This is a genomic window from Burkholderia sp. L27(2015) (genome assembly GCF_009765705.1).
Classification (GTDB): domain Bacteria; phylum Pseudomonadota; class Gammaproteobacteria; order Burkholderiales; family Burkholderiaceae; genus LMUX01.
In genome coordinates, this window is the sequence record NZ_LMUX01000016.1 from 31,473 (window position 1) to 43,835 (window position 12,363).

11 protein-coding genes are annotated in these 12,363 nt (G+C 58.7%); 6 read left to right on the forward strand and 5 right to left on the reverse strand.

Annotated elements, in window-relative coordinates:
• The first annotated feature begins 397 nt into the window (after window positions 1–397).
• From GSQ77_RS08095 to GSQ77_RS08110, 4 genes are all read left to right on the forward strand, one after another.
• Window positions 398–1,975, forward strand: coding sequence for a diguanylate cyclase (locus GSQ77_RS08095; RefSeq protein ID WP_158900892.1), 1,578 nt, complete (start codon window positions 398–400; stop codon window positions 1,973–1,975).
• Window positions 1,976–2,123: 148 nt separating this feature from the next.
• The gene (locus GSQ77_RS08100; protein WP_158900894.1) at window positions 2,124–2,504 is read left to right on the forward strand and encodes a DUF5594 family protein; all 381 of its coding nucleotides are present in this window, start codon (window positions 2,124–2,126) and stop codon (window positions 2,502–2,504) included.
• 48 nt (window positions 2,505–2,552) lie between these two features.
• Window positions 2,553–2,771 (forward strand): hypothetical protein, encoded by a 219-nt coding sequence (locus GSQ77_RS08105; RefSeq protein ID WP_158900896.1) that lies wholly within the window; start codon window positions 2,553–2,555, stop codon window positions 2,769–2,771.
• A gap of 115 nt (window positions 2,772–2,886) precedes the next feature.
• Window positions 2,887–3,093: a hypothetical protein gene (locus tag GSQ77_RS08110; RefSeq protein WP_158900898.1), complete on the forward strand. Its 207-nt coding sequence runs from the start codon at window positions 2,887–2,889 to the stop codon at window positions 3,091–3,093.
• Window positions 3,094–3,209: 116 nt separating this feature from the next.
• On the opposite strand, the gene GSQ77_RS08115 is transcribed toward GSQ77_RS08110, so the two are convergent.
• Window positions 3,210–4,007, reverse strand: coding sequence for a Crp/Fnr family transcriptional regulator (locus GSQ77_RS08115; protein WP_158900900.1), 798 nt, complete (start codon window positions 4,005–4,007; stop codon window positions 3,210–3,212).
• 824 nt (window positions 4,008–4,831) lie between these two features.
• Here GSQ77_RS08115 and GSQ77_RS08120 point away from each other — a divergent pair.
• Window positions 4,832–5,398: a drug:proton antiporter gene (locus GSQ77_RS08120; RefSeq protein WP_158900902.1), complete on the forward strand. Its 567-nt coding sequence runs from the start codon at window positions 4,832–4,834 to the stop codon at window positions 5,396–5,398.
• 60 nt (window positions 5,399–5,458) lie between these two features.
• On the opposite strand, the gene GSQ77_RS08125 is transcribed toward GSQ77_RS08120, so the two are convergent.
• Window positions 5,459–6,970 carry a sigma-54 dependent transcriptional regulator gene (locus GSQ77_RS08125; RefSeq protein ID WP_158900904.1) on the reverse strand — a complete coding sequence of 504 codons (1,512 nt, stop codon included), beginning with the start codon at window positions 6,968–6,970 and terminating at the stop codon, window positions 5,459–5,461.
• Between the two features lie 923 nt (window positions 6,971–7,893).
• Between GSQ77_RS08125 and GSQ77_RS08130 the strand changes: the two genes are divergently transcribed.
• Window positions 7,894–9,078: a glycosyltransferase family 4 protein gene (locus GSQ77_RS08130; RefSeq protein WP_158900906.1), complete on the forward strand. Its 1,185-nt coding sequence runs from the start codon at window positions 7,894–7,896 to the stop codon at window positions 9,076–9,078.
• Here GSQ77_RS08130 and GSQ77_RS08135 read toward each other — a convergent pair whose 3' ends face one another.
• The 3 genes from GSQ77_RS08135 to GSQ77_RS08145 form a co-directional block, all read right to left on the reverse strand.
• Window positions 9,079–10,110 (reverse strand): GNAT family N-acetyltransferase, encoded by a 1,032-nt coding sequence (locus GSQ77_RS08135; protein ID WP_158900908.1) that lies wholly within the window; start codon window positions 10,108–10,110, stop codon window positions 9,079–9,081.
• Window positions 10,111–10,543: 433 nt separating this feature from the next.
• A complete protein-coding gene (locus GSQ77_RS08140; protein WP_158900910.1) occupies window positions 10,544–11,125 on the reverse strand; it encodes a phosphatase PAP2 family protein in 582 nt (193 codons plus the stop codon).
• A 65-nt stretch (window positions 11,126–11,190) separates the two neighbouring features.
• Window positions 11,191–12,144 carry a GlxA family transcriptional regulator gene (locus tag GSQ77_RS08145; protein ID WP_158900912.1) on the reverse strand — a complete coding sequence of 318 codons (954 nt, stop codon included), beginning with the start codon at window positions 12,142–12,144 and terminating at the stop codon, window positions 11,191–11,193.
• Window positions 12,145–12,363 lie beyond the last annotated feature (219 nt).

A 12,363-nucleotide genomic window follows, 5' to 3' on the forward strand; every position in this document is an offset into this window, starting at 1 on the left:
GGCCGCATATAGCGTGGCAGTACATCGACGCTATCGCATCGCTAATACGATTGTCTTTACCGTCGGGAAGTTAAATCCGAATACAGAATTCGAGCGCGCTATTCAAACGGGGACCCAGTGTGGACTGTCTGCGGCGCCGCCTGCAGCCGGATCGCCGGCCTGCGAAAAACGGCCGGCCTGTGGTCCTGAAAATCTGATTTTTACACCGAGAAATTATTAAAAATAAAATCACGGAAGAATAAAATCACGGTTAATCATGGTATTTGATGCATAAGAAAATATAGCGCCAGCATGGTTTTACGCGCGCGTCCTTTATTTTCGACACACCATTTATTTTGGGCCGTATTGGATAGGCATTGCCTATAATCTGCCACGATAATCGATAAAAATAAAAACGATGACACGTGATTTCGATCTTCTCGGACCCAGCAGGCGCCGCGCGGCAGTGATATCGGCACGCGCGGCCAATCTTGTGCTGGCGGCGGCGATTACGCTCGCATTGGCGCTCTGTGCGATTCTGACCCAGTTCCTGTTTGCTTCATATCAAGACACGTTGCGCCTGGCAGAAGCTGCCGATCAGAACCTCTCGCGGGCAATCGAGCAGACTTTGATGCGTAATTTTATTTTGTATGACGCGCCGTTACGCGCAATACAAGACAATCCCGGCCTCATTAACAATGCGATCGCGCAGCGCTCGGGCCGCAAAGAATTCACCCTCGAGCGCGCCACCGTTCCCAGGGAGGTCGAAGGCATCTACGTGCTCAATGCAACCGGCGACATGACGCTTAACCTTTTTGCGCCGATTCCATGGCAACCGAGTTATGCGGATAGCGACTACTTTGTGGTCCAGCGGCAAGATCCGCTTCGAGGTTTGTACTTGAGCGAGCCGTTCAAATCGCGGCTAACGGGGTCGACGGAAATTGCATTGAGCCGGCGCTTGAACCATGCCGACGGCAGCTTTGCGGGCGTGGCCGTGATTGCCATCGACCTCTCGTCCTTCGATACGATTTTTGCGGGCTTGAAAACCGGTCGCCTCAGCCATATGAATTTGTTCCGGGACGATGGGCTGTTGTTGGCCACCTACCCTGACCGGCGGCGTCCAGTGGGCGTCGCGATTGGCGCGACCCCCAACTTCACCCGCATGCAGCGCAGCCGGGTCGGCAGCTTTGTTGCCCCTGCTGCATTGGATGGCGTTCGGCGGCTGTACTCATTCAGGCGTATCGGCGATTTACCATTGATATTCACCACGGCGCACTCGGTGGACGATATTTTCAGCGGCTGGATTCGGCGCTCCGTCATATTGGGCAGCGTGGCTGCGCTGTTTGCCGGGCTGAGCATCGCGATTGCGTGGTGGTGGCGGCGCGAATTGCGTCGGGTCCACGAACTCCATCGGCTGCTCGGGCCTCACGCGCTCAGCGATCCGCTGACACAATTACCCAACGGTGCGTGCTTCGATGCGCAACTGGTCGCGCAAAGCAAAGCGGCCGGTGAGCGCAACGTGCCGCTGACGCTAATGATGATCGACGTCGATTTTTTGAAGGCCTACAACGCTATCTACGGCTACCGCGCAGGCGACGCCGCGTTGATCCGGCTCGCGGAGCATTGCCGGGCAGCCGCGAATTCGGGGGATGTCAAACACGTCGTGGCACGCTCGAGCCGCAACCGCTTCGTGATATTGCTCAGAGGTACCGCTATCCGGCCTGCCGAGTTGATTGCCGACGGCATCCGCCAGCAGTTTGCGTTCGAGCGTATCCCACATCAAGCTAGCCATTTTGGCGTGCTCACCATCAGCATCGGTGTCGCCGCGCTCTCGGACGAAATGGATCAGGAAGGGCGGGCGCTGATGAATGCTTGTGATAACGCGCTCTCACAGGCCAAGCGCGCTGGCCATAATCAGGTTTTCCTGCATCAGGGGCGATGGTCGCCGCAAGCGCTGGGGTCAAACTACGCGGCCCGCCGCGCGGCGGGCGCATAGCGCGAATCCGAACGCCCGCGCGCCGGTCGGGCGAGCGGGGGCGTTGCACTGGTTAGCGCGTTACCGATGTGCCGTCCTGTACGCTGCCTTTCGGGTTGTCATGCTACGATGTTCTGGACATCGCAGGAGATGTCAGCAGGAGATGCCCATGAGCCAGGAAATCGTGCAACGCTTCGAAGCGCAGTTCGCGCTGCGGATCGCGCAGGCTATCTCCGGCGTGTTCGGTGAGCGCATCAAGGTCGAGGTGATTCCGAATCAAGGCAGTGGTCACCCGACCCGCGTCCATATCCACGGTGTACCGATAGAGCCCTTAGGCAGATTTGCCTATCCGTTGAATGCTTACCTGACCTGGGACGGGGGCGAGATCGAAGCGCTTTTCAGCGCCAACGGCGAAGCGAAATTCGCGCGCTATCTCGCCGCGTTGCCCAATAAGATTTTTGCGTGGCAGGTACCGCGTCAAATCGATTTCCGTTCGCGCACTCAGGCTGAAGTCTCGGTTTTGCTGGGGGGGCTCGACTTCGAGAGCTGAAGTCCATTTTCGCTTTCGCATGTTTCTTCTTACTCAGGGGTGGCTGCCATGACGACCAAATCGATTTTTAGCGAAACCCATATCGCTGCGTATGAAACCAAGGCAAAGCCTGGCGAAGGGTGGAAGGGCTACATTTGGATACGCCGGCAAGGCGAAGAGCAGGACGAGGCACCCACGGCTACGACGGACGAGTTTGCGGGCGAGGATGACGCGTTATTTGCCGCCGAACTCATTGCTCGCGACAGGCTGCGCGAGCTGTCGATCTAGCGCCATCGTCAAATCGGATATCCCATCCGTGCATCCGCGGCCCGAGCGTATTTCGAGCGCTGGCACGCCTCTTGCGTGAAGGTAGGCATCGACTCAACAAAAAAAGAGGAAACCTATGACTACCCAACATACCGCTACACAAGCCCGCACCAGCACACAGGCCGCCAATCGTGCATTGGGTTTTTCAGGTTCGCACGCCAGCACCGGCTTTTCCATCGGTAGTTTTTACAATGGCCCGCTGCTTGGCGAGGTATCGCGGCAAGAACTCGAACTACTTCGATACGCGAACTTGCAGGCTTTGATGATTTTGGCGCGCGGCTAGGGAGGTCGATAGCCGACGTACGCACGTGGTCTTCAAAGTTGCTTCGCGAGAAGTTATGGCAACGACACCCCAATAGCCCGACAACGGCTATTGGGGTTTTTTGATACCGCCCGCGATCACATGGCGTGCATTTGCTGATGGTAGTCGGGAATCGGAACCACCACGCGCGAGGTCACGCAGGGGCTCGGGTGTGCGGCTTCCGGTTGCCGCGGTAGCAGCCTTTGGAATTCGCCCTTGATAATGCCGTAGCAATCGCAGGTCCGCCGCTTGAGGCCTTCCCGATCAAGTACCGTGATATGCCCACGGCCCCGCTGTATCAGCCCTGCCGCCTCGAGTTTTCCTGCCGCCTCGGTCACGCCTTCGCGACGTACGCCCAGCGTATAGGCAATCATCTGCTGCGTCGTGACCAGGTCATTCGCCTGCATGCGATCGTGGGCCAATAGCAACCAGCGACACAGTTGCTCGTCCACGGAATGACGACGATTGCACAGCGCGCTCTGGGCAATTTGTGTCATCAGCGCCTGGATATAAAGCAGCATCAGGCGATTGATCGAATGCGATCGTTCGAATTCGATCTTGAACTGCTGTGCGTTCATCGCAAAGCCGTAGCCGCTACTGGAAACTTCAATGCGGCTGGGCATTGCGTTACCGCCCGTGAGCACGGGCACGCCGGCGACGCCCTCGCGACCGACTGCGGCCACTTCCACACTCGCGCCGTCTTTCATCAAGCAGAGCAATGAGATCACGGCTGTGGTGGGGAAATACACCACTTTGATCGGCTGGCCCGCGTCCGACAAGAGCTGCCCGCATTTCAACTGGACAGGGCGAAGGTGGGGTGTAAGAGATCGAAGCTCGGATGTCGATAACGCCGCCAGTAGATGGTTTTGAACCACATCGTCATGAGAGTTCAGCATGATCGTTTCCGCCAGTTTGCCGGTCCAATAAAGTCTAAGTGACCGAGCATCGAATCAAGGGGCCGTCTGCGGTGTCATTGCCCGTGCCGGGCTTCGGTACGCGTGACGCAAACGTCTTTTTGCTATTGCGGCTCGCCTGCAGCGCCAGTCGCTGCCTGCGTGCGATAGATATAGCGATATCCGTGCCAAGACCGTAGGACCGGCTGTTTGGAAAATGCATCGTCGCGGTTCGGATCGGGAAGACGTCGATATGATCGGAAACGTCTCAGAACTGAGGCACCGAATATTTGTCCCGGCGCGTATCGGAAAAGCGTTCGCGTTCAAATCGCTCGGTTAGCCGTGTTGAGCATGGCAAAGTTTTGACAATCCTCAACCGATGGATGACAACACCGACTTGGCCCCCTTTGCCAAGCGAGCCAAGTCGCTCGCACGCCCCGAGCGAAAACGTTTCAGCCATGAGAATGCGGCCTTTGAGGACGCAACCGAGAGGCAACCAAGGCCGCGACGCAGGACACAACAAAGGCCGCAACGAAGGACGCAATGGGCGACGTCATCGAGGCCAAATGAGGGGCCATTTGAGCGCGACGCCATTGCAGAATCGTCCGCATCGTGGGCCTGCATGCGAGACGCGCAGCGAGGCTCGATAAGGTGTCGGAAGGTGGCTGCGCACAAGCGCGCAAAGGGTACGCTGCCGAACAGAGGGGGGGGTGCGTGGGGCCTAAGGTTAAGTCGTCGCACTCGTCAATCGGCCGCAACGCACATGCCCGAACGATGCCGCGACGCCAGTGTGTACTCGGTGACGACTAGGCTACGGGGAGATATCCATGGAATGGAAATGCAGTGAGTTCAAGCACCTGTCGACGCACGAGTTGTACTCGATTTTGCGTGCGCGCAGTGCCGTGTTCGTAGTCGAATACGCGCATATCCATCTCGACATCGATGACAAAGATCAGGGGGCATTACACATATTCGGACTTGAATCGGACGGCGGATCGCCGCAGGTCGTTGCCTACGCACGCCTGCTGCCCGGCAACGAGCAGGAGCCCGAGGTCGTCATCGACAAGCTTTTGACGGTCTCGAAACGGCGTGACGACGATACACGCGACCTGCTCATGACCCACGCCCTGGCTGCGGTGCAAACCGTCTGGCCCGATCATCCGATACATATCAATGTCTCGGCGCATCTGGAGGTATTGTGCGAGAGCCTAGGCTTTCGCAAGGCGGTCGGGTCCTTGCTGGATCATGGCGCGTCCTGCGTCGGCATGGCGAGAGGACAGGCGCAAAGCGGGGGGCTGCGGGAGCGGGCAACGGTCCACGCGGCGCGCGAAGACGCGCAGGACTTCGACGCACCTGGCCCACATCATCTCATCGATCGCCTGGGCATGACCTGACACGGTTCTCGGCCGCAAACCGCGGCCGAGTCTCTTCCCGACTTGGCTGCGCGCGAGTGCTTACGGCTTTTTCCAGCCGCTGAGCGCGTTCAGATAGACGTCTGCGGGGCGATCCATGCCGGCCGCCTTGGCATGATGCAGCTCCGCGTCGTGCAGTTCCGCCCCATCGCCCTTGATGCCCGTCGCATGGCCACAGCCGTTCGTGTCAGTCGACATGCCGGGCGTCGGATGAGACGCACGAGCACGCAAGCCGTGCGTCTGCATCAGCCGGTACAGCGTGGCACGCGAGACACCGAGTTCCTGAGCGACCTGGTTGAGGCGGCTGTTGTGGCGCAGCAGCGCATCTTCGATCGCGTGCCGTTCGGCGGCCTCGCGGGCATCGACCAGCGTGCCGACCCTATCGTCCACGCAATGTTCCAGTTCCAGATCAGCCGGCGTAATCACACGGCCCTCGGTCATGACGATGGCGCGCCGCACCCGGTTGATCAGTTCGCGAATATTGCCCGGCCAATGGTAGCTGTACATCGCTTCGAGCGCCGCCTCGGAGAATCCGCGGATGCGCCTTGGACTGTCGGCCCGGTAACGCTCCAGCGTGTGACGCGCCAGGATCTCGATATCCTTGCCACGCGAGCGCAACGGCGGCTCCTCCAGGCGCAGCACGCAAAGCCGGTGGTACAGATCGGCGCGAAATGTTCCCGCGCGCACGGCATCTTCCAGGTTCGCGTGGGTCGCGGAGATGACCCTTACGTCAACAGGAATGTGTTCGTGAGAGCCCAGGCGCTGGATCTTGCGCTCTTGCAAAAAGCGCAGAAAACTGACTTGGCTCTCCAGGGGCAGGTCGCCGATTTCGTCGAGAAATAGCGTGCCGCCATGAGCGGCTTCTACATGCCCTATTTTTTGCTGATGCGCGCCGGTGAATGCGCCGCGTTCGTAGCCGAACAACTCGGATTGCAGCAGCGTATGCGGAATCGCGCCGCAATTGATCGTGACGAACGGCCCTTTCCTGCGGATCGAGCGTCGATGAATCGAGGCCGCGGTCAATTCCTTGCCGGTGCCCGACTCGCCATAGACCAGCACCGGGGCGTCGGTTTGGGCGACTTTGCCGATCGAGCGAAACATGGACAGCATGGCATCGCATGTGCCTATCATTTCGGTATCGTCGGCGGGGGCAAGCTCTGCCGCGCTCTGGTCTAGCGTGATCATGCCGTGCGCGTGGCCGATGGAGCCGACGATGCGCCGCGCCGGGCAGGGGAGTATTGCGAAGTCGAGAAAATAGAGGCGAATCAGCCGGCGCACCATCGGTTGCGCGAGTTGCGCTTCGGATAGCGTAATAACCCAGCCGACGCGCGGGGCGGTAAACATCGTCTCGAATGCTGCGATCTGCTGCACGGTATAACCACTGCTGAAATCGAACAGTCCGACGGTGATGGGTTCCTTGGCGAGCAGCCGTTGGCCATCTCGTAGCGATTCGACAGTCGACACGGTCCAGCCACGTTCGGCGAGTAAATCCTGCACTTGGGGATCGGGAGTGCACGACACGTAAAGCAGATGTCCCAGAAATTCTTCGTTCATCACACGGGCCCTTCTGTCTTCGTTTACATTTGGTTCGCAAGTCCGGGGCGCGATCGATTTGTTAGACAACTACGCCTCACCGCTGCAACGCTGGACTCGACGAAACTCCGATGCTGCAAAGCTCTGAACGTCCCTCTCGCGAGGCGGCATTGTCATTTTCTTATACACCAGTAGAAAGAAAAAGTATGTGCAGATGGAAGTGCCTTCGTCCTCCTATGTGCCTTTGCTCAAAAAAAGGTGAAATAGCACGCTCTCGTGAATATGAGATGGCCTGTCCATCGCATTCTTTGCACGGATGAAACGTTTTGATCGAGGGCCGTCCATTTCGGGTAAATAAAAAGTGCGAGCCAACCCGTCGGGGGACGAGTCAGGAATAGAGCCCTTTTTTGTCACGCGTAAATTCATCTTGTTTCGCTTACGAAAATGCACGGAGCTTCCTGGCTATCCTGGGATAGCGACGCTTGCGGCACAGATGCGTATGCGCAACAACTGCGCGGAACAATGCGGGATCGGGCGCGCCGCATAAATAAATTGTTGTGCAGCACTGACTAATGAGGTTAGCCTGAAGCGTCGGATCAATTTAGCCATGGCGCACAGGCATATGTACAGGCGTATGCACGGACGTAACCCCGCTCGGCACGCCCGCCAAAGCCTCGCTGTTAAGCGCCAACACCCAGGGTCGTAGGGTCAGCGTGCTTATAATCGCCGAACGCTGTGCGAAAAAAGGGCCCGCATTGCAGTCATTACGTTTTTCAATCGTTAGATTTTTCACGATAGATCGGGATGCCGCGGCTTGTAGTGGTCTTGTCGTCGTCTAATACCCGGCTAGTATCCAGTCCGTACCCGTTTTGTATCCGGGGCAGATACGGGTCTATCTTTTCCGAGCGTCCAGCAATCAGCAATTCGAATCGTTCGATATTCCTATGCGTATCCTGTTCGTCATCGGCAACCTAGGCGATTACCACGTGCCGCGATATGAAGCGCTCGTCAGGCTCGCATCGAGTCGAGGCGACGACGTGTCGCTGGTCGAAGTGTTCGGAAAATCCGGCGTTTATGAGTTTCCCCAGGATCGTCGGGAGAAATTTTTCAGCGATCGTCCGGCGCATACGGTCACGCTGCTAGCCGATGCCGGAGAAGCGGACGGCCACAGTCTCAAGGTCAGCCTGCGGTTGTGCGCGGTCGTGCGAAAATTCAAGCCCGATGTGGTCGTGACGCTGGGCTACAGCACGAGCTATTCGATCTGCCTCTGTCTGCTGAAAATGGCATTGCAACGTTTTTCGTTGATCTACATGTCCGATTCCAAAGCCGACGACGGCCGGCGCAACACCGTCAAGGAGATGCTCAAGCGTCAACTGGTCTCGCGCTTCGACGGGGCGTTGGTCGCGGGTGAAAAACATCGTGCCTATGCCCGGTCCCTAGGCATTCCGATGGAGCGTTCGCGGGTCGGTTTCGATGTCATCGATGTCGAGTATTTCGCCAGGATGTCGCGTGCGGCCAGTGCGAATGCGGACGAGGTGCGCGCGCGTCACCAACTGCCGCAGCGATATGTCCTGTGCGTGAGCCGGTTCGTCGAGCGCAAGAACGTCGATCTGGTCATCGAGGCCTATGCCAAATCGGGCCTGGACGTGGCCGATGTATCGCTGGTGCTGGTGGGGCAGGGGCCCGACGAACAGAAGGTGTTGGAGCAGATCCGGCGGCTTGGCTTGGAAAGCCGGGTCGTTATTCTGAGTTCCGTGGCAAATCAGGAAATGCCCGGTCTCTATGCCTGCGCCGAATTCGTGGTGCTCGCCAGTCAGTTCGATCAATGGGGCCTATGCATCAACGAGGCGTTTGCTGCGGGCAAGCCGGCCATCGTGACGCGAACCTGCGGCGTAGCCGATGAACTGGTACTCGACGATATCAACGGTTTTGTCGTTGAACCTGGGGACGTGGCGACCCTGACGCACAGGATCCGGCTACTGGGGAGCGACACCGCGTTACGCAAACGCTTCGCCCATAACGCCGTGTCGTTGATCCGAAATTGGACGCCGCTATTGTTCGCGGAAAATCTCATCGACCTCGCGGAATCGCTCACAGGCACCGCCGGTCGCACCCGCGACGTACGCTAGCTACATATTGGGGGTGAACGAAGCGCCTTCGCGGGTCACCACGCGGCGCTTCAGCGTCCTGGCCACGGAATACACGGTGCCCAAACGTTCCACACCGAGCCGCTGCTTCAGTGTGCCGCCAAACCCCGAAAGAAATTTGAAGGTGGCGGGGCTGGAAAACCCGTCGAAGTCGAAGGTTAGCCCACGCTCGAGCGCTGCCTGCAGCGCGGTCCAAAGCAATAGGCTGATCGATCCGCTATCGCTGCCTTGGGCACGCGTCGAAAGTAGGTAATACATGGCATGCTGATCCCAGACGAGGCCAATGGCCGCCACCAGCTTACCGTTGCGGTCATATGCGCCCAGCAGTTGCCCAACACCTCTGTGAACGAACTCGCACACCAGGCGGCTCATGATGCTCGATCCATAGGCATTGCGGATCGAGCGCGCGGCGAGGTTGGCTTCGTAAAAATTCAGGAACTCGGTCGTGGCATCGATCGGCGCTACGGTCAGGTTTTTGTCTGCGCTGCGGATCAGGCTGCGGGTCTTGCCGCGCAACCGCGCCCACGCCTCTTTCTGAGGACAATCCGGCGCGATCCGATAGGTGTAGCGCGCCGAAATCGAAAAACCTTGCAACGCGAACGAAAGCGCTTCCTCGATGCGCGGGTCGAATACTTGAAAAAAACTGTCGAAATGAGGCAGTTGCTCGATGAGCTGCGTGGTGATGTTCAGGCGGTGACATTGTTCCTGGCTGGGGCTGCCCCCCAGAGGCTTGATGACCGGACCCAGCGTGCGGGTCAACGGCGGCAGATGCGACACGCGCCACATGCCCACGCGGGCAATAGCGTAAGGCATTTCGCCGAGCACCTCCTTGCCGCGTAGTACACGCGCCATCTTCCACTCACCTTCGGTCGCAATGTCCAGCCACCATTTTTCGTGAAAAATGGAATGTGCGCCGCCGGCACTGCTTGATACCAAAGGCGCGGCCGCCGCGGCAATGGCCCCGGCGCGCGCCAAGCCCGAGGTGGTCAGATCAGGATCTTTCAAAATGTTCATCGAACGAGCCCATCTTTGTGGAACGATTCCGTGCGCTTGGGGTTCCAAGCTCGCAGTCGCGCAAAGCTTTCGAACGCCGCCGCTCGCGTCGCAAACGTCAGTAGCCCTTGTGAATCGCCGTGAATCATGAGGCTGCGTAGTCGACATAAGAGTATTCGCAGGTTCCCGGCGGCTTGGTCCGCGGTATCTTGCTCAATCCAAGCCAATCCCGTTGAAAGAGTTCAGCCGACCTCGCTGCCGGATCGAAACGCCCGGCGTCTGACTAGCCGATTCGAGTCTTATCTTTGATTTCAGACGGCGTAGTTAGTGTAGACGGAGCACGATAGCGTTCGCCCGCCAAATTCAAGCGCATTTGAGCGATTGCAACGAGATGGTAAGTCGGAAGGTAGTCATACGTCATGCAAAGCAGATGTGCTTGCGTGGCGAGATCGGTTCAAAATTCGATCCAACGACACAGCCACGCAGAGTAATGCACGATGAGGCTTTGGATCGGTGCGTGATGGCCGTATGCGATCGATGAGACGGCCAGCAAGCCTATGGCGGCGATGCGCGGGTGCGGCAGCGTGCGGGGCAGCCTGAAAAAATGGCGCAGAAAGACGAGTGCGATCGTGCCCCCCAAAAGCCAGCCGGCCAGGACTTCGATCGGCGTGTGAGCGTGTTCGAAAACTCGCCCGACACCGATTGCGGCGCTGAGCAACAAGCCCAGCGATGCCCCGAATTGCCACCATCGGGTGTTCGCACTGCCTAGCAGCAACGCGATCGTGACGGTCCATATGGCCGATGACAGCATCGTATGGCCGCTGATCACCCGGAAGTGCAGCACGCGAATTTCGGTACCACAACCGGCATGGAGGAATTTGACCAGGCCTACCAGCGCCATCCCGATCGAAATCGCGAGTACCCACCGCACTGCCTCCGACTTGTCGGCGGCGCGTATCCAAAGTGCGCAGACGAGCGCAAGCGGCAACATCAATGCCGCGTCGCCCAAGTTTGTCACCGGCGCCCAATCCGTCATTGCTCTGTCTCTTTTTCGGCGCCGTGTCGTTCGACTACCGTCAACCGGTGCCGCTCGCACTAGCGTTAATCGGTGTCGTTTTTACGCCGGCCGGCGAGACGGTATTGAGTAGGGGAAATCGATAAGCGTTTTCGAAATATTTTCGCCAATCCGTCGCCGCTCCAGGTTCCGCAACGGCGGGCGATCTTGTCCACGGGCAAGTCGGTGGCGGAGAGCAGCATGCAGCTTGCGTCCAGTCGCGCCCTCAATAGGTATTCCGATGGCGTGAGACCAACCTGCGCCTTGAAGCGACGCAGAAAATTCCGTTCGCTCATGGCCGCTACACGCGCAGCGTCCGCCACGGAGATCGGCCGACCGTAGTTTTCGCGTATCCAACGTGCTGCCGCTTCGATCTTCTGCCGCACCCCGCCGTCGTCCAGATCGCCGAGCACGGCGCTCAGCCTGCGCCACGCGCCGGGAATCGAGCGCTCCGAAATCTCACGCGCAACGGACGAGCCGTAATCGCGCTTGACCACGGAAAGGGCTGCTGCGATCGGTCCTTTGGGATCGTCCAGCGTCAGCGCCGAGACCAACATCTGCGGCGCGCTCATGTGAGGGCCGCCCGACGACCCACCCTCGCGCATATCCAGCGCACCGCCTCGCAACGAGAGGTTGGCGGCCGCCAGGATTTCCGTGCCTTCGCCTATGGCTTTGACGATGCGAGTCTTCGGCGCGATGCTGCGCAGGCGCTGCAGAAGATGGTCGTCTTCCTTGGCTTGCCGGGCGCCTTTGCCACCTGCGACAAACAGCGCATCGCAGTCGTTGAGGCAGGGGGTGTCGAGGCTATCGGTCCAGATGCGCATGGAGCAACTGCTGGCCACGCTGCCACCCGCGCTTGAGAGGAACAATAGTGAGTAGGGCAGTCCATCGCTGGAGGGCTCCTTCTGCAACTGGTTCGCGAGAAAGAAGACTTCGGCAATAGAACTGACTTCGACTAATGAGAAATCGTCGAAGATCAAAATAGCGACGCGCTTTTCCATGTGGGTTACTTGGTCGTGGGGCCGGTCATGCCTGGGCCTGAGAGTGGGATGGGTGCCATATCTGTGCGATTCGCCTCTCCCTGCAACGATCAATGTTGCGGATTCCACAGGATCGAAAAACTTCTCCTCTGCGTCGCATCATACGCGGCGAGGATAGTGACGAGAGTCATTCGTCGGAAAAGGGCGAGATGTTGGCAGATCCATTCGACCAGCGAGGCA

Coding starts and splice junctions, on each gene's coding strand:
- GSQ77_RS08140 (WP_158900910.1), bottom strand. CDS start 11,125: ATGACGGATTGGGCGCCGGTGACAAACTTGGGCGACGCGGCATTGATG.
- GSQ77_RS08145 (WP_158900912.1), bottom strand. CDS start 12,144: ATGGAAAAGCGCGTCGCTATTTTGATCTTCGACGATTTCTCATTAGTC.
- GSQ77_RS08115 (WP_158900900.1), bottom strand. CDS start 4,007: ATGCTGAACTCTCATGACGATGTGGTTCAAAACCATCTACTGGCGGCG.
- GSQ77_RS08125 (WP_158900904.1), bottom strand. CDS start 6,970: ATGAACGAAGAATTTCTGGGACATCTGCTTTACGTGTCGTGCACTCCC.
- GSQ77_RS08135 (WP_158900908.1), bottom strand. CDS start 10,110: ATGAACATTTTGAAAGATCCTGATCTGACCACCTCGGGCTTGGCGCGC.
- GSQ77_RS08120 (WP_158900902.1), top strand. CDS start 4,832: ATGGAATGGAAATGCAGTGAGTTCAAGCACCTGTCGACGCACGAGTTG.
- GSQ77_RS08100 (WP_158900894.1), top strand. CDS start 2,124: ATGAGCCAGGAAATCGTGCAACGCTTCGAAGCGCAGTTCGCGCTGCGG.
- GSQ77_RS08130 (WP_158900906.1), top strand. CDS start 7,894: ATGCGTATCCTGTTCGTCATCGGCAACCTAGGCGATTACCACGTGCCG.
- GSQ77_RS08105 (WP_158900896.1), top strand. CDS start 2,553: ATGACGACCAAATCGATTTTTAGCGAAACCCATATCGCTGCGTATGAA.
- GSQ77_RS08095 (WP_158900892.1), top strand. CDS start 398: ATGACACGTGATTTCGATCTTCTCGGACCCAGCAGGCGCCGCGCGGCA.
- GSQ77_RS08110 (WP_158900898.1), top strand. CDS start 2,887: ATGACTACCCAACATACCGCTACACAAGCCCGCACCAGCACACAGGCC.